The following is a 19375-nucleotide window of genomic DNA, read 5'->3' on the forward strand; positions in this document are numbered from 1 at the left end:
CAGACGAATAATCTACGAGTACTATATAGTAAGTCCGAGTCAAAAACTAGCCGTCTATCAAAATGGGATTCTAAGTAGAACCTTGTGAGTCTAGCCTGGCTGTTTATCCCAATCTCTCTGGTGGCGCTGAGCATAGCAGGCGGTTATTTTCCTCAGTTGCGCCGCGCTGTGGCGGAGTTGCCTCGTCCCCGGACGGTTCAAACCGATGCCGAATGGATCACTGCACCGCCGCGGATTTCGGTGGTGATTCCGATGTACAACGAGTCCGAAAATCTGGCGGGCTGCATTCGCTCGGTGCTGGACTGCACAAGTTTGTCTGCCGATTATCTCCGGGTGTGGGTGATTGATGACCAGTCTACCGACAGCACACTGACGCAGTTGTATGACCTGCAAGCCCAGCTTGCTGATCCCCGGCTGCATATCCTGGCGGGGCAGCCCCAACCTCCCGACCAACGCTGGTCGGGCAAAAACTGGGCCTGCTTTCAGGCGGCACAACACGCAGACGGCGACTGGCTGCTGTTTCTTGATGCAGACGTGCGGCTAAAGCCAGGGGCGATCGCCTCGATGGTGCAAACGGCGATCGCCCTTCATGCAGACCTACTCACCTGCATTCCGCAAATTGTCAACGGGTCGTTGGTGGAGTGGCTGGTGCAGCCGCTGATGTTTGTCAACGCGATGGTCACATTTAACTCTGAAGTCGTGCGCGATCCGAAATCGCCGACGACCTACGCGCTGGGCCCCTGCCTGCTGTTTTCGCGGGAGAGCTACGGAGCGGCAGGTGGCCACGGCAGCATCGGCGCAGAGGTTGCGGAAGATGTCGCTTTTGCCCGCAGGCTAAAGCATCAGGGCTTTCGAGTGGTGCATGTTATCGGCCGCGACCTGCTGAGCCTGCGGATGTATCGCTCTTTTGGAACCCTCTGGGAAGGCTGGACGAAGGTGCTATACGTCGGCGCAAACTACAGTGTGCCGCTGATGCTGCTGCTGGCGCTGGTGATGCTGTCGATTTACACCGTGCCCTGGCTGGCGCTGGCGATCGCCCTTGGTTCTCTGCTCACGGCTGGCAGTATTGCTGGCTGGATATTGCTGCTGCTGGCGATCGCCGGCCTGGGGCTGCAATATGCCATTCGCGCTATCGGAGCCCATGCCCTGGGCACAACGACGCGCTACTGGTGGCTGCATGTCCTCAGCGGCCCGCTCATCACCGCGCTGGCGATCGCCTCTATTGTCAAAGCCGAAACGGGCTGGGGCTGGACTTGGCGGGGGCGATCGCTGAAGCCGCTGCGCCGATAGCTGGGGGAGAGAGGGAGGGAGGGGGGAGAGGGAGAGAGGGGGGAGAGGGAGTGACGGGGTGATGGGATGATGGGGTGACGGGGTGATGGAAACCTATCTGAACCTAGATTGTTGGCAATCCAAAATCGGCAATCTAAAATCCAAAATCAGCATCACTCATTCAGCAGCAGGTAATACAACTGCCCTGGATGGTTGATCAGCCCAGCGCGATCGCCCGCCCGTTGCCCGCTGCCCATGTAGATATCGACGCGGCCGGGCCCGCGAATCGCGCCGCCGGTGTCCTGATCCAGCACATAGCGGCTGACGCGGCGCGGTGTGAGCTGTCCTGCTGCCTCGACCTGGGGAATGTCCGTGCGGATGAGCGCCAGGGCACCGGGCGGAAACACGGTCTTGTCGGTGGCGATCGCCCGCTCAGCGGTGACGGGCACATTCAGCGACCCCAGCGGTGGCGCACTGGCCGTTTCTCGGAAAAACACAAATCGGTTATTGCGCGGAATGTAGATATCTAGCTCCGCTGGGTTGCGCCGAAAATAATCCAGCACCACGGGCAGGCTCAGCCCCGCTTCGGGCACTTTGCCGTCGTTAATCAACTCTCGCCCCAGGCTGGTGTAGGCATAGTCCGTGCGGCCGGCGTAGCCAATGCTGAGGGTCGTGCCGTCAGTGAGTTGCAGCCGCGCCGACCCCTGCACCTGGATCAAAAACGCTTCTAGGCGATCGCGCAACCAGGCAATTTCCAGCCCCCGCAGCGGCCCGACCGCCCCCTGCAAGCCGTCGATTCCCTCTAACTGGGCGCGGGTGGGGTGGGGCTTGGGCCAGCGGTCGAGGTCGGGCGGCAGGCGATAGACGGGATAGCGAAACTCGGCAGTGGGGCGGCGGCTGGCGGTGTAGGTCGGCTCGAAATATCCGGTGAAATCGACCGTGCCCTGGCCGTCGCGCCCGATGGATTGATACAGCGAAAACTCCCGCAGCACCGCCGTCCGCAATTCTTCGGCAGAACGGGTGGATTGCAACAACTGGCGAAACCGCACCAGGCTGCGCCGGACGCGATCGCGCGTGAACTCTGGCACAGCAACGGTGCGATAGGCTTCGGCCGCGGCAGGCGTGTTCAAATACCGCAGCGAATAGTCAATGGCGCGAATCATCGCCGGGCGATCGCCCCCAAATCGCCGCAGTTGCTCATCCAGCGTCGCTGCCGCCTCTAGCTGCGCCGCTTCCACCCGCCGCAGCGGCACGGTCTGCGCCGCCGCCAGTTCCCCGCCGCCCAGCCACAGTCCCAACGTCAGCGCTCCACCCGCGATCAGGTTTCTCCAAAACCGGGGGCGATCGCCCCGCTGCCGCTCCACCACCAACCGTTCCATCACTATCCCACCCAACTCCAGCGCAACGTCCAGCCTAAAGCGGGTCACAAGACCCAACCTTTAGACCAATTATGACCCCCTATTTATAACGTCAAACCTAAACACAAGGTTCCACCCGCCCCTCACCCCCAATCCCTAACCCCTGAAACCGAATCCCCAACCTTGGGCATAATGGAGGGTGCTGATGCAGAGAGCTATGGCATGACTTCAGAGCCGTTTTTGACGATTGATGATCAGCCGATCACCGTATCCCAGGTGTTTCGCTACTTGCAGGCGGGGGGCAAGCTCGACGGGTTCATTGGTGAAATCGTGCGGCAGTACGTCATCGAGCGATCGCTCACCCAGGAACCCGACCTCCAGCCCAGCCCCGCCGTGTTGGAACAGGCCGTCGTCGATTTTCGGCTCAGCAATAAGCTGACGGATGCCCAAGTCTTCCAGCAGTGGCTCAGCACCAACGGGCTAACCTACGAAGCCTTTCACGAGCGCATTGCGATTGGCTTCCGCATGGACAAGCTGCGGCAAAACGTGACGGAGCCGAAGCTCCAGGAATATTTCATCGAGCGCAAGATGTTTCTGGATCGCGTGGTGCTGTCGCGCATTATTGTAGACAGCAAAGATCTGGCAGAAGAACTGCGCCTGCAACTCTCGGAGGGAGCCAGCTTTGAGCAACTGGCGCGGGAGCATTCGCTGCTGGAAGACCGCGTGATGAATGGCATGATGGGGCCCGTCAGTCGGGGCAGTATGCCGGATCTGCTGCGGGCGGCGATCGACCTGGCAGAAGCGGGGCAGATCGTGGGCCCGCTTGAGATAGAAGGGCGCTGGGCGCTGTTTCGCGTGGAGGAGCATCTGCCCGCCTCGCTGGAAAATCCCCAGGTGCGCCAAACGCTGCAAAATGAGCTATTTGACCAGTGGATCGCCGAAAAAGTTCAAACCCTGCCCATTAAAATTCAAATTGAAGAATAATGCCCCAAGACCTCCTCGCCAGCATTCCCTGGGATGCCCCTCCCCTGTGCTGGCTCAATGCAGATCAGCAAATCTCTGTCAAAAACCAGGCCGTCGTTCGCTCTTATAAACTGGGCGAGGTGATCTGGTCGGCCGATGCGCCGGGGGAGCAATATCTGGTGCTGGTGGGCAATGTGCGGCTGGTGCCGGAAGATGGCAAGCCGACGCTGCTAAAGCCGGGAGACTGGTTTGGCGATTTTCCCAGCCTGACGGGCCCGTGGAAAGCGCGGGCGGCGGGCAAAGAGGTGCAGGTGCTGGCGTGGAGCAGCGACCTGTGGGATGAGGTGTCGGCGCGGGTTCCCGAAGTGCGCCAGTTTTGGCTGGAGGGGCGATCGCGCTATCAGCCCGACTATTCCGACGCGCCCCAGCCCGTGGCTGGCTATCCCTTTGTGGGCGGCGTCAATTCGGCGGCGGCCTGTCTGACGATGGTCGCCCAGGTGCTGAATGCGCCGACGCAGATCGACTGGGTGCAGCGGCAGCTCCGGGGTCAGCTCCCCAAGGATTTGATCAACGCGGGCGAAAAACTGGGCCTGCAAATGAAGCGGCTGCTGCTGACCGAGTGGCGCGACTTGCAGACCGTCAGCTATCCGGCGCTGATGCTGTGGCATCGGGAGCATTGGGTGGTGGCCTACGGCGTGAAGGGCGATCGCCTGCTGATTGCCGACCCGCTCGACCCCGACCGTACCTGCAAAAGCGTCCCCAAGCCCGTCGTCCAATCGGCCTGGGACGGGCAACTGTGGACGGTAGAACCCGTTCAAAAGCAGGACAAATTTAGCCTCAAGTGGTTTTTGCCTGCGGTCTGGAAATATCGCGTGCTGCTGGGGGAGGTGCTGTTTGCCTCGCTGACGCTGCAACTGCTGGGGCTAGGGACACCCGTGATTACGCAAGTAATCATCGATAAGGTGATGGTGCAGGAAAGCATCCCCACGCTGGACGTGATGGGCATCGCGCTGCTGATCATCGCCGTGTTTGAGGCAGTGCTGGGCATTCTGCGGCTATTTATCTTTACCCACACGACCAATCGGCTGGATATGGCGCTGTCGGCGCAACTCTTCCGCCATCTGCTGCGGCTGCCCTTATCTTACTTTGAGGCGCGGCGCGTGGGCGACACTGTGGCCCGCGTGCAGGAGCTAGAGGAAATTCGCCAATTCCTCACCAGCACGGCGCTGACGGTGATTCTGGATAGTATCTTCTCTGTCGTGTATCTGGGGATGATGGCGTACTACAGCATCAAGCTGACGGGCATTGCGCTGGCGGTGATTCCCCTGTTTGCCATCCTGACGCTGATCAGCACGCCAATCCTCCGCAACTGGCTAAACGAAACCTTTAACCGCAGCGCCGATAGCCAGTCTTATCTGGTGGAAACGATGACGGGGATTCATTCCGTCAAGGCCCATGCAGCAGAACAAACCACGCGCGATCGCTGGGAAGGGTTATACGCTCGCTTCGTCCGCACTGGCTTTCGCGCCACCACCACGGCAAACATCAGCAACCACCTGGGCGATTTTCTCACCAGCCTGTCGGCGCTGCTGATCCTCTGGTTTGGCGCACGGCTGGTGATCAATCAGGATCTCACCATCGGTCAGCTCGTTGCGTTTCAAATGTTGTCGGGTCGCGTTACGGGGCCGCTGCTGCGCCTGATCCAGCTCTGGCAAAACTTGCAGGAAGTGCTGCTGGCGGTCGATCGCATTGGCGATATCCTCAACGTCGCTCCCGAAGCAGAACCCGGCACAGGACTTACCTTACCTCCCCTGCGCGGCGAAGTCGTGTTTGAAAACGTCTTTTTCCGCTATCAGCCCGACCAGGAAGCGATTCTCAAGGGCATTTCTTTCCGCGCTGAGCCAGGGCAGTTTGTCGGCATTGTGGGGCGCAGCGGCTCCGGCAAAAGTACCTTATCTAAATTAATTCAGCGACTATATCCGGCAGAAGCAGGACGAATTCTGGTAGACGGCTTCGACATCAAGAGCGCTGACTTATCTTCCTTGCGCCCGCAGATTGCTGTGGTGCTGCAAGAAGATTTCTTATTCAACGGCTCTGTGTTGGAAAACATTACCCTGGGCAATCCCAATGTCACAGCGGAGCAGGTAATCGAAGCGGCAAGACTGGCGGTGGCCCACGATTTTATCTGCGATTTGCCCCACGGCTACGAAACCAGCGTCGGCGAGCGGGGCACGGCCCTCTCTGGCGGACAGCGACAGCGCATCACCCTGGCGCGGATGTTCCTGTCGGATGCGCCCGTGCTGATTTTGGACGAGGCCACTAGCCACCTGGATGCGGAAACCGAGCAGCAGGTTCTCGAAAACCTGAAGCAGGTGTCGAAGGGACGGACGCTGTTTCTGATCGCTCACCGCTTTGCGCCGCTGAAACGCGCCGATTTGATCCTGACGATGGAAAAAGGCGTGATCGTCGAGCGGGGCACGCACGATTCGCTGTTGCAGGAAAAAGGGTTGTATTACTCGCTTTATCAGCGCCAGCAAATGTCCGTCTAGACCCGTCGTGCGACGCACCCCAAGAGTATCTCAAGGGCGTTTCAAGGGATTGCACAGCGGTGGCACGAATTTCAAATTTTGCTGATTCTTGATTGCTAATTGCGTTTGCAAATCGAGGAGCGATCGCCCTGCTTTGGTCGCATTCGCAAATAATCCCGCACCCATTCACACCCCGCGTCTAGGATCTGTTCCATATCGAATACCCGATCGAGTTGCCAGAGAATCACCACATTATCCAATCCCGCAGATGCCAGTAGTGCCTTTTGATTTGCAGCAGCAGGATAAAATGCCACATCTAGCGCTCGCTCTTCATGTCCTTCTAGCGTGTGCAATAGCGTTCCGTCTAGCTTCCAAAGCTTAATCGTTTTATCCCAACTGGCAGAAGCAATGACGGTGCCCCACGCTGCCGGGAGTCCAGAATTTGCGGGAATAAAGGTGAGCGCATTGACGCGATCGCCATGTCCTTTTAGCGTGTGAATCAGCGTTCCATCTAGTGTCCACAGCTTGATCGTATTGTCTTCACTGGCGGTTGCCACCTGTTGCCCATCCGGGCTAAAAGCCACATCCCAAATGGTGTCTTCATGACCGCTCAGCGCCCGCTGCGGCTGAGACGAAAACTGCCCATTTGCACCGCGTTGCCACAGGTAAAGGATCTGATCTCGACCGCCCACGGCAAGCCACTGATTGTCGGGACTAAAGGCAACTGCATTGAGGCGATCGCTGAGTTTGTCTAACGACGGTTCCGTGCTTTTTTTCAGGGTTTGCATCAGCGTGCCATCCAACTGCCACCGTTTGAGGGTGCCATCCCAGCCCACAGACGCAATTTCGGTGCCGCCGGGGTTAAACGCAACATCAAATGCTGTTTCTGCATGGGCATTGATCGTTTGGATGAGGGTGCCGTCTGGGTTCCACAGCGCCAGGGTGCCGTCGTTGTGGGCAGTGACCGTCATTTGCCCATCCGGGCGGGTGTCCACGGCCCAGACTTCGCCACGGGCAGCGGGCAGCGTTTGCAACAGTCGTCCCTGAGGCGTCCAGCGCTTAATCGTGCCGTCGGTGCTAGAAGACCACACGACTGGTTCTGCTGCTGGAGCAGGGGTGCCATTAGGGGTGCCGCGAGGGGTGCTGCGATTGGGCGCAACCGTGACGCTCCACACAGAGGCGCGATGGCCCCGCAAGACCGTCGTAAAACGAGAGGACAACTGCCAAACCCGAACCAGATCATCTTCTCCCCCGGAAATCAGGCGATCGCCATCCGGGCTAAACGCCAGCGCCAGTGTGCCGCTGGGATGCCCTGGGAGCGATCGAATCACCGTTCCTTCTAGATTCCACAGTTTGATGGTGTTGTCCCAACTGCCCGACGCCAGGGTTTGCCCATCGGGGCTAAAGACCAAATTTCCCACCGCATTGCGATGCTCGGACGTAGTGTTGAGTAAGGTGCCATTCGGGTTCCACCAGAGGATGTTGCCATAGGAATCGCCTGCCACCAATTTCGTACCGTCGGGGCTAAAGGCAACGCTCAGGAGTCGATTTTCCCCGTCGGTGGAAGGCGTGGGATTGCGGAAGGTGCGACGGGGAGTGCCGTCCAGATCCCATAGCATCACCGTGTTGTCGGCACTGGCCGAAGCGAGCGATCGCCCATCCGGGCTAAATGCCACCTTCCAGATCACCCCCTGATGTCCGCTCAAGGTACGGACAAGTTTGCCGTCGATGTGCCAGAGTTTGATCAGCTTGTCTTTGCCAGCCGAGGCAATCCACTGTCCATCGGGGCTAATCGCCACCGACAGCACGCGATCTGAATGTCCTTTGAGCGTTGCCAGGGGTGTGCCCTCGGCGCGCCACAGCCGCACGGTGGCATCGTCCATTGCCCCCACCAGGGTTTCACCATCGGGGCTGAAGACAACCTCCCGCGCCTTTTCTGGAATCGTGTTCAAGGTCGTCCCGTTAGGGTTCCACAGGACGATAGTGGACTGATCATAGGTTGCGGCAATGCGCTGACCATCAGGACTGATCGCCAATCCCCGCACTCGCCCTTTGTTGGCGTTTAGGCGATCGCACTCCACCACTTGAACGGTGTTGCGGTGCAGCTCTCGCTCAACTTGGGTCGCTAGTTCGGCGGGCACCCGGCCAATCCGGTCTAGCTGCGTATAGGCTTGAATCGACGTGACGAGTGCATCCAATCGATTGCCCGAAGCAAATTGGGCCTCGGCGGTGTTGGCGATCGCCTCAATTTCACGCAGCGAGGCCTGCCGTTTTTGGGCAGCGGCATACAGCCCCAAGCCACTGGCAATCACAAATGCAGCGCTGATCGTGCCCAAGAGCCAGCGCTGCAAGCGCAGACGCTTCTCCGCTTCGCGCAGTCGTCGAGTTTCCTCCTCCCGTTTGAGCGTGTCGAGGTCAGTGCTGGTGCCAAACCATTTGACAATAGTCCCCGCCCCATCGCGAATGGGAATGGCTCGGTTGAGAAACCAGCGATAGGTTCCCTCAGCGTCCATCATCCTGAGCTGAAGTTCATAAGGTTCGCCGGTCTCTAGGGAATGCTTCCAGGCAGCCAGGCTGAGGGGACGATCTTCGGGATGAACGATATCCAGGCGTTTCCAATCTTGCACATCGCCTAGCGTTAGCCCTGAAAAGTCGTTGCCCTGCTGGTTGGTATAAGACAGGCTGCCGTCGGGTTCCACAATCCACACAATCTGCGGCACCGCTTCTGCCAACTGGCGAAAGAAGCGCTCGCTCTCGGCTTTGGCGGTGAGCTGCTGCTGAATAGACTGCCGCTCCATATCCTGGCTCGCTGCCAAAAATTGATAGTCCAGGTCGCTGAGGCTTTTATTCCGGGCCCATTGCTCCACCTCTAGCAAGGTTTGCCCGCGCAACAGGCAAGCGTTGTCCTGTCGTCCTGACTCGACCCAGGCATCCAGGTTGACCGCGTAGGGGCGCAGCCGGTGCAGTTGTTGCTTGACCCAAGCCGGGGTAAACACCTGGCGATAGATGCGGTTTTTGATGGCGAGCTGATTGTCCCGCCGCACCACCAACCCCGACAGCAGCAGGTCGATTTGCTCGCGACTGTCGTCGGTGTAGACGGGCTTTCCTTGCAGCAATTGCTGATACAGTCCGAGCAATCGCGCAACGCGGTTTTCGTGCCAAAACAGATGGTCGTGAATAGTACGCAGGTGGATGGGTTCGTCCTGCGATTCCCAATGGCTGAGGATGTGCGATCGCACGAGTTCGTCGATCCACATATCCGCCGCGCCCACAGGCAACCGCAGTGGCAGCGTTTCCGCCTGTTGCGCCTGTTTGACGACAAGCTGGCACAGCTTTTGGGTCAAAAACGGTTGCCCGCCTGTCCAGCTCAAAATGGCTTGCAGCACTGCGGCAGGATGGTCTACAAACGGCTCTAGTCCCGGCAGTAGCGGGGCGCTTTCGGCGAAGGTGAACCCCTCTAGCTGAATCGCCTGACCAATGTTGAACGGCGTAAGCTGCTTGTCGGCAATTAAATCGGAGGGGGTGGCGACGCCAAACAGCGCAAAGGTCAGGCGGTGATACTGCTCATCGTGCGATCGCTGGTTATAGCACGCCCGCATCCAGGCAAAAAACGCATCGGTGGAAAACGGTAGCCCCAGCAGGCTGTCGATTTCGTCAATCAGTATATAAATGGGGCGATCGCCCCCCGACGGTAAGATCACCTCTTCCACAAGCTGGCTCAGGCGCTGCATCAGCGGCAGGGCTTCTCGCGCTTTCCACCAGTGCAAAAAATCAACCTGCGGCGGCAGTTTCAACCCCTGAATCAGGCTAATCCCAACGCCTGCAATCCACTGCTGCTGGGTAAGATCGGTGCCACCCAGGCGCGTCATATCGAGATAAATGCAGCAGGCTCCCTCGGCTTGCAGTCGCTCCTTCACCCGCACCAGCAGCGACGATTTCCCCATTTGGCGCGAACTAAAGACGTAGCAAAATTCGCGCGATCGCAATGCGTCGTACAAATCTGTATCTGCCTGGCGTTCCACATAATTGGGAGCGTTGGCATGGAGGCAGCCGCCAACTTTAAAGCGGGGGGAGGTAATCACTGGGGGATGCCCTGATTTGCTGTTGCCGTTGCCCTATTATGAACGACTTCTTGAACCAGGGCATCGAAATCTCAGGAAAACGCATCACTCGGCCAGAATATAGCGTTTCAAATAATAGCGATACAACTCGCAACTGAGTCGCCAACCGTTGGGTGTTGGGGTGACTAATCCTGCGCCTTCTAACTTAAACGCCAGCAGGGGGGTCTAAACACTCACGCCTTGAGTCTGAAGCAGGGGACTTTAGCGGCTCCATCGTCCAGGGCAGCTCTTGCAGCGGGGCAAACATTGTCTGTAAATATCTCTGGTACACCCCTTGAGGCGTTGTAGCGGCCTCTAGAAACACATCTAACGAAGACCGTTGATTGGCAATGTGGTAAATCGCGAGATGCACCAGGGTGGGATGTCCGCCAACCCATGCCATCAGCCGATTAGCGTCTGACTCACTCCACGACAGGGCATACTGCTGCGCTAGCTCCAACACTTGGTCTGGCGTGAATTCGGGCAGTGCCAGCGGCAGCCCAACATTAAACGGCGAAAAGATGATGTCGAGCGGCAAGTAGCAGTCGGTGGCATAGGTGACGACGAGGCGCAGGTGTTGCCAGACGGCATCATGTCCGGCTTCCTCATGCCAGGAGCGCAGCAGCGGCAAGAAGGCTTGTGCAGTGGCAGGATGAGCAAACACGCGATCGATCGCGTTGATCGCCAGCAGCACGGGACGCTGAATCGAAGACAGGAGTTGATCTCGCACATAGAGCGTAGTGCTAAAGCTGATGCCGATCGCCTCTCCCCAGGGGTTTTCGGGAGGCGGCACCAGCCCCAGCTTCATCGCCAGCGACCTGCTAAACCATTGCAAAAATTGATTGGGATTTTCCAGAATGTCGGTTTCGGCTTGCTGGAGGTCGATCGAGGCGATCGCATATCCCAACTGCTGAGCCTGGTCGAGCATCCGCAGCAGCAGCGACGTTTTGCCAAAGCCCGGCGGCGCTTTGATCCGCACCACACAGCCAACTTGGGTGATTTCGCGAAAGGCTAGCGCTTCGATCGGCTCTCGGTAAATGTAGAGCGATGACTGGAGCGGCAAGGGCCCGCTGGGATAGCGGCGGAGCGATCGCGCTAAGGAACCGTCCGCCTGCGGTTGGGAAAGCGCCTGGGAAAACGGTTGGGAAAGCGTTGCTGGACTAAAACCGTCAACCGGCTGGAGGTCGGCATCTGTAAGCGTCAACCCAAAGGTGCTGAAAATCTTTCGCAGTGTCTTTTGATCCACCCCCGCCTGCGCCGCCCACAGCCGACGAATCGACGATGGAGACACGTCCGCCAGTTCGCTCAACGCTTCGGCACTGTAGCGATCGCCGCCGTTTTTCTCTGCCTCAAGACGGGCGATCGCCGCTTGCAAACGACTCAGCCCATGCTCACTCAGAACGATCCCGCGTTTGCGTTTAGCAATTCGCCGTTTTTCAAGATCTTGTTTTTCAGGATCTCGGTTTTCAGGATTCATAGTGTGTCCCTTACCCTCATTGAGGATACACGCTCATCCAGCAAAAAATCGTCCAACTCAAGCCGAGTTCGACTTACTTAACATCGAACTTCCTATCGAACTTCTCGATGCTGAAGCTGCTAATTATAAAGACGATCGCTAAAGTCTGGTTTTGTTTGATGATTATTGATGATCAAGACTGAACCATTGGATGTGATTCATTTGAACTAGATACTGTCTAAAGTCAGTTAGCGCTTAAACATTACTCGTTAAATGATTTAGCAGTGATTCTTGAGGCTTTTTAGGCAGATCCAATCCAGATAAACACTGATTGAACATTTTTTTATACCTGGAAGAAGCTGTTTCTAAGTAGTTTTATCTGAGAACTAAACAACTTGCCGCTTTATCTGAAATACCTGAATTCATTGAGTTTGGCTTAATTCTTAAACTCAGCTTTAGAACCTTGTAAAGGTCAGACTTGGCTGATATACTCCATCCCAGATTGATAGTTGATTGGCGAAATACATGGGGCATCATTGCTCGAAGATGCGAGCCTTCTTTTTTGAGTTGATCTACAGCGTAAACAATCAATCGTTTGACATTTGACACTCACGGATACGTGTTAGAGCATGAAAGTTCAAATCGTTTTATTATCAGCAGCAACATCCTTAATGACGCTAGGGTTGGGTTTAGCTGCCAAAGCCGATACCGTTCCTGCCCACTGCGATCTCTACGCACCGGGCGAAGACTACGCTTCCCTTTCTAGTAATTGCACCTTTTCTCAGCGACAAGGCTATATCGGCATTCAGCTACAGGCCAACGGTCGGCGGTACGAGTTGTCGCCCGTGCCAAATAGCCAGCCGGGAAACTTTACGGATCAAAATGGCAACCGCGTCTATCGTCAGAGCGGGCTGGGCAATAACGGGCAGATCTTTCGACTGGGCGATGGCTCGGCGCTCTATGTTTATTGGGACACCAGCAGTTCCTACGGCAGTGCGCCCGTGCAAACCACCGGACAGCGCATTGGCACGCTAGTCGCGCATGATCGCGGCTCACAGATCAATCTGCGGAGCGCGGCGACGGTTCGCTCTCGCGCAGTTGGCTATGGACTGGCGGGCGATCGCGTCAACATTTTGGAATGCGTGCAAGATACCGACACAGCAGGCAGCACGTTCAACTGGTGCCGGGTGCAGTTTTTAGAATCAGGGGCGATCGGCTGGATTCGTAGTGACTTTATCGTTTTCCCTAGCGATGGACTGTAGGCTGACTTGATCCAAAGCTGACCGTTAATCACAACCCATCTTTTTGCAGACCAAACCACATGAAAATTCAGATTCCGCTCTTGGCAACTGCCTTACTTTTGGGAGCGTCCAGTTTTGGGCTGACTGCCCACGCTGACAGCCTGGGTGCCGCTCCGGTTCAACTAGCGCAGAGTGCCACACCAGAGCGCACCTACATGACACCTCGCAATGCCGATCAAATTGCCGTCCAAATTTCGGATGGAGAGTTCTTCTTTCGGGGCATCCTCACCCGCAGCTCTGGCAACTTCTACATTGCTCAGGATCGACAGGTGCGCGTGATGTATGACCGCGAAGTCGGGCGGGTGGTGGTCATTAACGTGGTGACGGGGACTGAGTTTTATAACTATCCCTATCGCGATAATCAGCGCAACACGAGTGAAGGGGCGCTATAGCCTGCGCTGTTGCGATACCAATCAGGTCATTGTGATTAGCATCCCGACGGAAAGCGAGTGCTATAACGACTTCTTTTCCACTGCAAAGGAAGCCGCTCTCTAAATAGAGATACGACGATTCACTGCTTGTCAAAGCGCTCACTGATGTTTGATTTTGAGGTCTTTTATAAAGGTGAACATGATGAAAATGAGATCAAGTTTTGCTGCCTTGTTTGCGATGGTTGCATCCGGATTCATGATGGTCGGTATTGCTCGTGCAGCAGGTATGCCACAGCTCAACTTTACTTGCCCCACAGGTATTGACGTACATGCCGATGAAGGAGGTTACGTCTATATCAATGGAGAGGAGGCAAGGGTTCAGAAATTCAACGATAACTATTACGAGGCGAGGCTCCGGGGTATTACTGTTTCTATCACTTTAAATCCTGATGGGACTGCAACTGTGACTTACACAAGGCGGAATGGGGCTAATGGCATCTGTTCCCCTCGCTAATAGCCGACCGTTTCAGTGCTATGCCTTTCTCACCTCTCACATGAATTCTTTTCTGAATTCCTTGACTTGTTGGGTTTGAGAGAATTGGATTGATTTTGATTGTGTGTAAGAGGATGTTTGGAAAGTCCTACTGTTTGTAGCAAAGCGTGCAAGATCCCCCTAAATCCCCCTTAAAAAGGGGGACTTTAAGGCGGTTTCCCCCCCTTTTTTAGGGGGGGCTGGGGGGGGATCTCTGAGTGCTTAACATTACAGGCGATACCTTTTCAAACATCCTCTAAATGCGTGGGGAATGCTTGTGTCTACATACAATCCCTACATTCCGCAGGTTGAGACTGAGCGAAAAGTGACAGCCTGGAAGCCTTGCTCACCAAGCATCCCAGAAATCTTGCTCACCAAGCATCCCAGAAATACAGCTTGTCTCACGGGTGAGACAGTCTTGAGACTCAGGCGCTTATTTAAAGCTAGCTGAAAGTGGCTGAAAGTCTTTTCAGACAAAGCTTTCAAAAATCAAATTTCTTAAAAACTCTGTCTCACCTGCGGAACGTCGGAATCTGGACAAACTTGAGATTTAACAATGAAAATTCAGTACCTTCTTGTTGCAGTAATAACTGCCGTTGCGTCTGCGATTCCCTTTGCAGCAAAGGCGGATACGGTCGATGCCCGTTGCGATATTTATCCCCGTGGTGAAGATCGAGCTTCGGCGGTGACGGCCTGCACCTTTTCCCAGCGCCAGGGCAATGTGGGCATTCAACTGCAAGACGGGCGGCGTTATGACCTGACCCCCGTGGGCAACCAGCCCGGAAACTATGTGGATCAAAATGGGCAGCCGGCCTATCGGCAATCGGGATTGGGCGATCGCGGTCAAATCTATCGCTTCGCGAACGAGTCGATCTACGTGTATTGGGACACCGCAGGCATTCCGTCTGCCAGCGCCAGCACCAGCGGCAATCCCGTTACTTACACCACAGTCATTGACTACAACCACATCAACATTCAGATTACTGAAGGCGAATTTCGCTTCCGAGGCACGCTGACCAAGCTGCCAGGGCCCGATTATTCTGGCACCGATGGGCGTGTGCGCGTGGTGCTGACTCCCAGCACAGGTCGGGTGCTTGTCTTTAACGAAGTCACCGGAACGACTTTCTACGACTACACCATTCCGCCGGTGTCGGTTGGCGAAGACCCCAGCACCATGTGCGACCCGACCCGCGAACCCTGCTAGAGTTCCGGTCACCCAAAAGCGCTCAGCCTTTGACTGAGCGCCTTTTTTGCTACTTTTTCAGACTTGTTCGCGTCGGCGTTGCCTCTATCCAACTGAGCCATGTTAAATCCAGCCAACCCGCAGCCTCAGGCTCCAGACTATGAGGCTCCAGACTATGTTGCCAACTTGCAGGCGATCTACGGCCCTCCCAGTCAGGCTGGATTTGGCAGCGCTGTATTCTATGAACCTCTCAACAATGCAAGTGCGCTAGAGCAGACGGCGCTCAAATACTATCGATATTTCGTGGGCGACCTCTGGGAGCGCTGGGGCGAAGCCGCTTGGATGATGCCGTGGAAACAGGTCTATCGCCGACAGCCAGGGGATGCCCACCAGATTATTGCGGAAATGCAGGCGATCGCCCCCTCGGACGCCGCCCAGTCATTGTCGCTGGTGTTGACCAGTGGTGACGACTTTGAAGCGACCCACCGAGCGCTGTCGGCCGCCTACGACGATGCAACAGTGACGGAGTTGGTCATCTACACCCTGGGGGATGGTGCCGCCATGTCGGGTGTGTTGGTGGCCGGATACCGTGAAACAGGCGACGCGACGTTTCTGACCCTTTTGCTGGATTAATGCTGGATTGATGCTGGATTGATAGTTTCGCTTCATCAGCCCTATCGCTTTATTCCCTATCGCTTTTATCCATACTTTCTATACTTTCTATACAACTTATGCAGCGAAACTTTTCTATTGTTCTGATGGCGATCGCCTCGATTTCTACAGGAATTGCTGCCTGCCTATCGACTCAGCCACGTGCGATCGCCCAAACCTCCCGCCCCTATCCCACCACCGAAATCCCCTGCCCCACGGTGCTGCCCCCCAACGAAGTGGAAGGCGAAACCATCACCTGCGGCATTCTCACGGTGCCCGAAAACTACGCCCAGCCAAACGGTCGCCAGATTGACCTGACCTACGCTGTGCTGCACAGCCGCAGCCTTTCCCCTGCGCCAGACCCGGTGATGGATCTGCGCGGCGGGCCGGGGGGCAGCACTCTGGAGTCGAGCGCGTTGGAAGTGCGGACGAAAATCTACGAACCCCTGCGCCAAACCCGCGACATCATTGTGCTGGATCAGCGGGGTACGCAATTCTCCAATCGGCTGGGCTGTGCCCCGGTGGTGCTGGTCACCACTAAGGTGCTTTTGGATCCCAATAGCCAGTATGCGGGCACGCTCGATCCGCTGCGGGAGCAAATGCGCGCCCGCTTTCCCAATGCCAGTGACGACCTCATCACGCTCTATGCCGCCTTCGATCTCTGCGCCCCGCATTTTTAGAAAACCACGGCAACGACCTCAGCAACTACAGCACCCCCAACAGCGCCCAGGATGTGGTGAACCTGACCGCTGCTCTGGGCTACGACCAGATCAACCTCTACGGCATTTCCTACGGCACTTACCTGGCCCAGCGGATTATGGCCAACCACCCCGACCGGGTACGCAGCGTGGTGCTCGACTCCACCGTGCCCGTGCAGGCCAATAAGTATGAAGCGATCGTCCGCGACCTGGAGGTCAGCTTTCTCAACCTGGTGGAAGACTGCGAGGCCGATGCCGCCTGCCGGGCCGCCTACCCCAACCTGACGGATCGCACCGTCGCCCTGCTCAACCAGCTCGATCAAGCTCCCCTGCCCCTGGACGAGCCGATCACCCCCCTGGAGCGCACCACCCCCATCGAGCGCGTCACCGCCGCCGAGTTTGCCACGCTGATCGAGCTGATGAACCACCACCCCGGCCAGATTGCCCCCTACCTGCCGCTGATTATCCAGGAGCTAGAGCAGGGCATCACCACTACCTTTGCTGGGGTGATCACCGGGGCGCTGTTCAGCAGCGAGGCTAACACACCCGCTTTTGAATCCTCGCCAGAGGCCTACCGCCTGCAAGCCCGCGATTTTGAGGCCAAGGCGGAAGATATTCTGCGGGCCAGGGCCACCGCGGCCGAAACCCGCCGCCCCGCCAGCCGCTGGGTACAGCAGATCCAGGCGATCGCCAACACCCTGCCCGAATCGGAGGGGGTGCTGCTGTTGGTCAACCTTTTGGGGGTAGGTTATACCGATGCCCCCCGCAACCGGGAAACCCTGCTCGCCTTTGTGGCCGAAGAATTTGAGGGCGACACCGCTGCCACCTTGACCGAGGCTGTCAACGCTATGTCTGAGGTCGAGGTGCGCCACGTGTACGACGTGGTATCGGCCCTCACCGACTCCTTCTCCGGGGTCGATGCCGACATCACCACAGGCATGTTTCGCAGTCTAGACTGCCGCGAACTAGTGCCCTTTAGCGACCCGGCCCAAACCCAGGCTAACTACGAGACCCTGCTGATGCCCCAGCTCGGCGCAGGTCGGTTGGTGGCCGCCCAGCAAGCCTACGACCTCTGCTCCTTTTGGCCCGTCGAGCCTGCCCCCGCCAGCGAACACGCCCCGATTAACAGCAGCATCCCTACGCTGGTGCTGCAAGGTCGCTACGACGTGCAAACCAACACCGAAATGGGCATCGGGGTAATGGAAGGGCTACGCAACGGCACCTTTGTAGAGTTTTCCAGCACGGGCCACGGGGCGATCGTGGCCTCCCAGTGTGCCAAAGACATTGGCGTGGCGTTTGTGAATCATCCCACCCAAGTCCCCGACACAAGCTGCACCGCTGATTTATTTCCGCAGTTTGTGCTGCCACCGGCTGAGTAGCGATCGCCCGCGTTCACATCACATCTTTACCAAGCAGAACACACATGAATCACTATATTGCCCGTTATGCTGCCCGTTTTTGGGGTTTCACTGTTCTGACCGCGGTGGCGATCGCCATTCCACATCCAGCGATCGCCACTCCCCCCACCAGCCCCGCCTGGGAATCTACCGACTGCTCCACCTTTGGTCTGAACGCGCTGCTGAGCGCCATGTCTGACTGTGGCTATGTCACCGTGCCCGAGCGCCACAGCCAGCCCGATGGGCCGACCATTCAGGTGGCGGTGGTGAGAACCCGCAGCATTGGCAACAACCCTGCCCCCGACCCCTTGTTTATGGAAAATGGTGGCCCTGGCAGCACTACCATTGACACCTTTGCGGTCGGTGTGTTGCCCAATTGGCCGGTGTTGCCCGCCTTGCTGCAAGGGCGCGATCTGGTGTTTGTCGATCAGCGCGGCACTGGGCATTCACGCCCCTTCTTTAACTGCCCCGAGAAAACCGGGCACAATATAGCGGTGGCTCGCGACGAGATGGCCCCGACCGATACCCAGTGGATGGTGGCCTGCCGCGATCGCAGCCTGGCCGAAGGCATTAACCCCAACGCCTTCAACACCATCGAAAATGCCGCCGATATCTATGCGGTAGCCGAAGCCCTGGGCTACGACCAGTTTAATTACTACGGGGTATCCTACGGCACGCTGCTGGGGCAATACGTGCTAGAGCAGGCGGAAGAACACACCGCCCAACTCCGCAGTGCGATCATCGACGGGGTGGTGACGACGAATATCGACTTTAACCTGGCCGCCACCTATACCTTGAGCGGGGCACTTCGCAACCTGTTTGCCGCCTGCGCCGCCGATGCCCAGTGTAATCAGACCTATCCCAACCTGGAAACCGTTTTTCTGAGCGTGCTGGATCATCTAGAGCAAACCCCCGTGCCGCTGACGCTCAAAATCCCCGGCACCCAGGAACCCCTGGAAACCACGCTAGATCGAGACGAATTCTTGATGTTTTTTGAACCCTATATCGCCAACAGTGGGAATGCCTCAGCCCTGCCCCAGAACATTTACCAGGCGGCTGAGGGAGATTTTAGCTGGGCCGTATCCGAACTCTCGAAGGCGCTCCGGGACGATGATAGTGCTACAGGCATGTATCACGCGGTGCTCTGTTCGCGGGTCGATTCCATAGCAGTAGATCCGTCTACCGTGTTTCCCGCCCCCTACGAGCAGCTGATCGCAATCGGGGAGAATGAGAGTGCTTCCTATCAGCACTTCTGCGACCTGCTTCAGGTTGAGCGAGAGCCAGTCTTCGCCTACGACAACACCGAGATTCCCGTCTTAGTTCTCAATGGCGGCTACGACCCGGTCACGCCCCAACGCTACGGCGAGACTGTTGCCCGCAATTTTCAGAATGCCCATGCCTACACCTTCCCCGGTGTGGGTCACGGCTCGATGCTGGCACCAGCGGGCACCCCAGCCGCGACCTGTGTGGAGGCGATCGCCCTCGATTTTCTCTCCGACCCGAAGCAGAGTCCTGACGGTCGCTGCCTTGCCGAGGTCAAGCCCATTTTTGTGTACGAATAAATGCTT

Annotated in this window: 13 protein-coding genes; 10 read left to right on the forward strand and 3 right to left on the reverse strand. The window is 57.2% G+C overall.

Annotated elements, in window-relative coordinates; all coding sequences use genetic code 11:
- The first annotated feature begins 84 nt into the window (after positions 1 to 84).
- Positions 85 to 1290, forward strand: a complete 1206-nt coding sequence (locus O77CONTIG1_RS06100) for a glycosyltransferase (RefSeq protein ID WP_068508923.1) — start codon at positions 85 to 87, stop codon at positions 1288 to 1290.
- Positions 1291 to 1442: 152 nt separating this feature from the next.
- Here the strand turns inward: O77CONTIG1_RS06100 and O77CONTIG1_RS06105 are convergent, their stop codons facing one another.
- Entirely contained in the window at positions 1443 to 2696 is a 1254-nt protein-coding gene (locus tag O77CONTIG1_RS06105) for a murein transglycosylase A (protein WP_225894699.1), read from the reverse strand.
- Between the two features lie 123 nt (positions 2697 to 2819).
- Here O77CONTIG1_RS06105 and O77CONTIG1_RS06110 point away from each other — a divergent pair, with 123 nt between their 5' ends.
- Together O77CONTIG1_RS06110 and O77CONTIG1_RS06115 are read left to right on the forward strand one after the other, a co-directional pair.
- Entirely contained in the window at positions 2820 to 3611 is a 792-nt protein-coding gene (locus tag O77CONTIG1_RS06110; protein ID WP_286132568.1) for a peptidylprolyl isomerase, read from the forward strand.
- Positions 3611 to 6139 carry a peptidase domain-containing ABC transporter gene (locus O77CONTIG1_RS06115; RefSeq protein ID WP_156434981.1) on the forward strand — a complete coding sequence of 843 codons (2529 nt, stop codon included), beginning with the start codon at positions 3611 to 3613 and terminating at the stop codon, positions 6137 to 6139. Before O77CONTIG1_RS06110 ends, O77CONTIG1_RS06115 begins: the two co-directional genes overlap by 1 nt.
- 95 nt (positions 6140 to 6234) lie before the next feature.
- Here the strand turns inward: O77CONTIG1_RS06115 and O77CONTIG1_RS06120 are convergent, their stop codons facing one another.
- Together O77CONTIG1_RS06120 and O77CONTIG1_RS06125 are read right to left on the reverse strand one after the other, a co-directional pair.
- A complete protein-coding gene (locus tag O77CONTIG1_RS06120) occupies positions 6235 to 10200 on the reverse strand; it encodes an AAA-like domain-containing protein (protein WP_197673332.1) in 3966 nt (1321 codons plus the stop codon).
- A 184-nt stretch (positions 10201 to 10384) separates the two neighbouring features.
- On the reverse strand, positions 10385 to 11695 hold the full coding sequence (locus O77CONTIG1_RS06125; protein WP_068508927.1) for an AAA-like domain-containing protein: 1311 nt from the start codon (positions 11693 to 11695) through the stop codon (positions 10385 to 10387).
- A gap of 650 nt (positions 11696 to 12345) precedes the next feature.
- Between O77CONTIG1_RS06125 and O77CONTIG1_RS06130 the strand changes: the two genes are divergently transcribed.
- The 7 genes from O77CONTIG1_RS06130 (at position 12346) to O77CONTIG1_RS06165 (ending at position 19369) form a co-directional block, all read left to right on the forward strand.
- Positions 12346 to 12936, forward strand: coding sequence for an SH3 domain-containing protein (locus O77CONTIG1_RS06130; RefSeq protein ID WP_225894700.1), 591 nt, complete (start codon positions 12346 to 12348; stop codon positions 12934 to 12936).
- A 59-nt stretch (positions 12937 to 12995) separates the two neighbouring features.
- Positions 12996 to 13367, forward strand: coding sequence for a hypothetical protein (locus tag O77CONTIG1_RS06135; protein ID WP_068508931.1), 372 nt, complete (start codon positions 12996 to 12998; stop codon positions 13365 to 13367).
- A 1067-nt stretch (positions 13368 to 14434) separates the two neighbouring features.
- On the forward strand, positions 14435 to 15082 hold the full coding sequence (locus O77CONTIG1_RS25390) for a hypothetical protein (RefSeq protein ID WP_197673333.1): 648 nt from the start codon (positions 14435 to 14437) through the stop codon (positions 15080 to 15082).
- Between the two features lie 99 nt (positions 15083 to 15181).
- Positions 15182 to 15694: a hypothetical protein gene (locus O77CONTIG1_RS06150; RefSeq protein ID WP_197673334.1), complete on the forward strand. Its 513-nt coding sequence runs from the start codon at positions 15182 to 15184 to the stop codon at positions 15692 to 15694.
- A 98-nt stretch (positions 15695 to 15792) separates the two neighbouring features.
- Positions 15793 to 16392: a hypothetical protein gene (locus O77CONTIG1_RS06155; RefSeq protein WP_068508933.1), complete on the forward strand. Its 600-nt coding sequence runs from the start codon at positions 15793 to 15795 to the stop codon at positions 16390 to 16392.
- Positions 16393 to 16448: 56 nt separating this feature from the next.
- Positions 16449 to 17789: an alpha/beta fold hydrolase gene (locus O77CONTIG1_RS06160; RefSeq protein ID WP_156434983.1), complete on the forward strand. Its 1341-nt coding sequence runs from the start codon at positions 16449 to 16451 to the stop codon at positions 17787 to 17789.
- Positions 17790 to 17833: 44 nt separating this feature from the next.
- Positions 17834 to 19369, forward strand: a complete 1536-nt coding sequence (locus O77CONTIG1_RS06165; RefSeq protein WP_068508936.1) for an alpha/beta fold hydrolase — start codon at positions 17834 to 17836, stop codon at positions 19367 to 19369.
- Positions 19370 to 19375: the final 6 nt, after the last annotated feature.

This window comes from Leptolyngbya sp. O-77 (assembly GCF_001548395.1).
In the GTDB taxonomy this organism is placed as follows: domain Bacteria; phylum Cyanobacteriota; class Cyanobacteriia; order Elainellales; family Elainellaceae; genus Thermoleptolyngbya.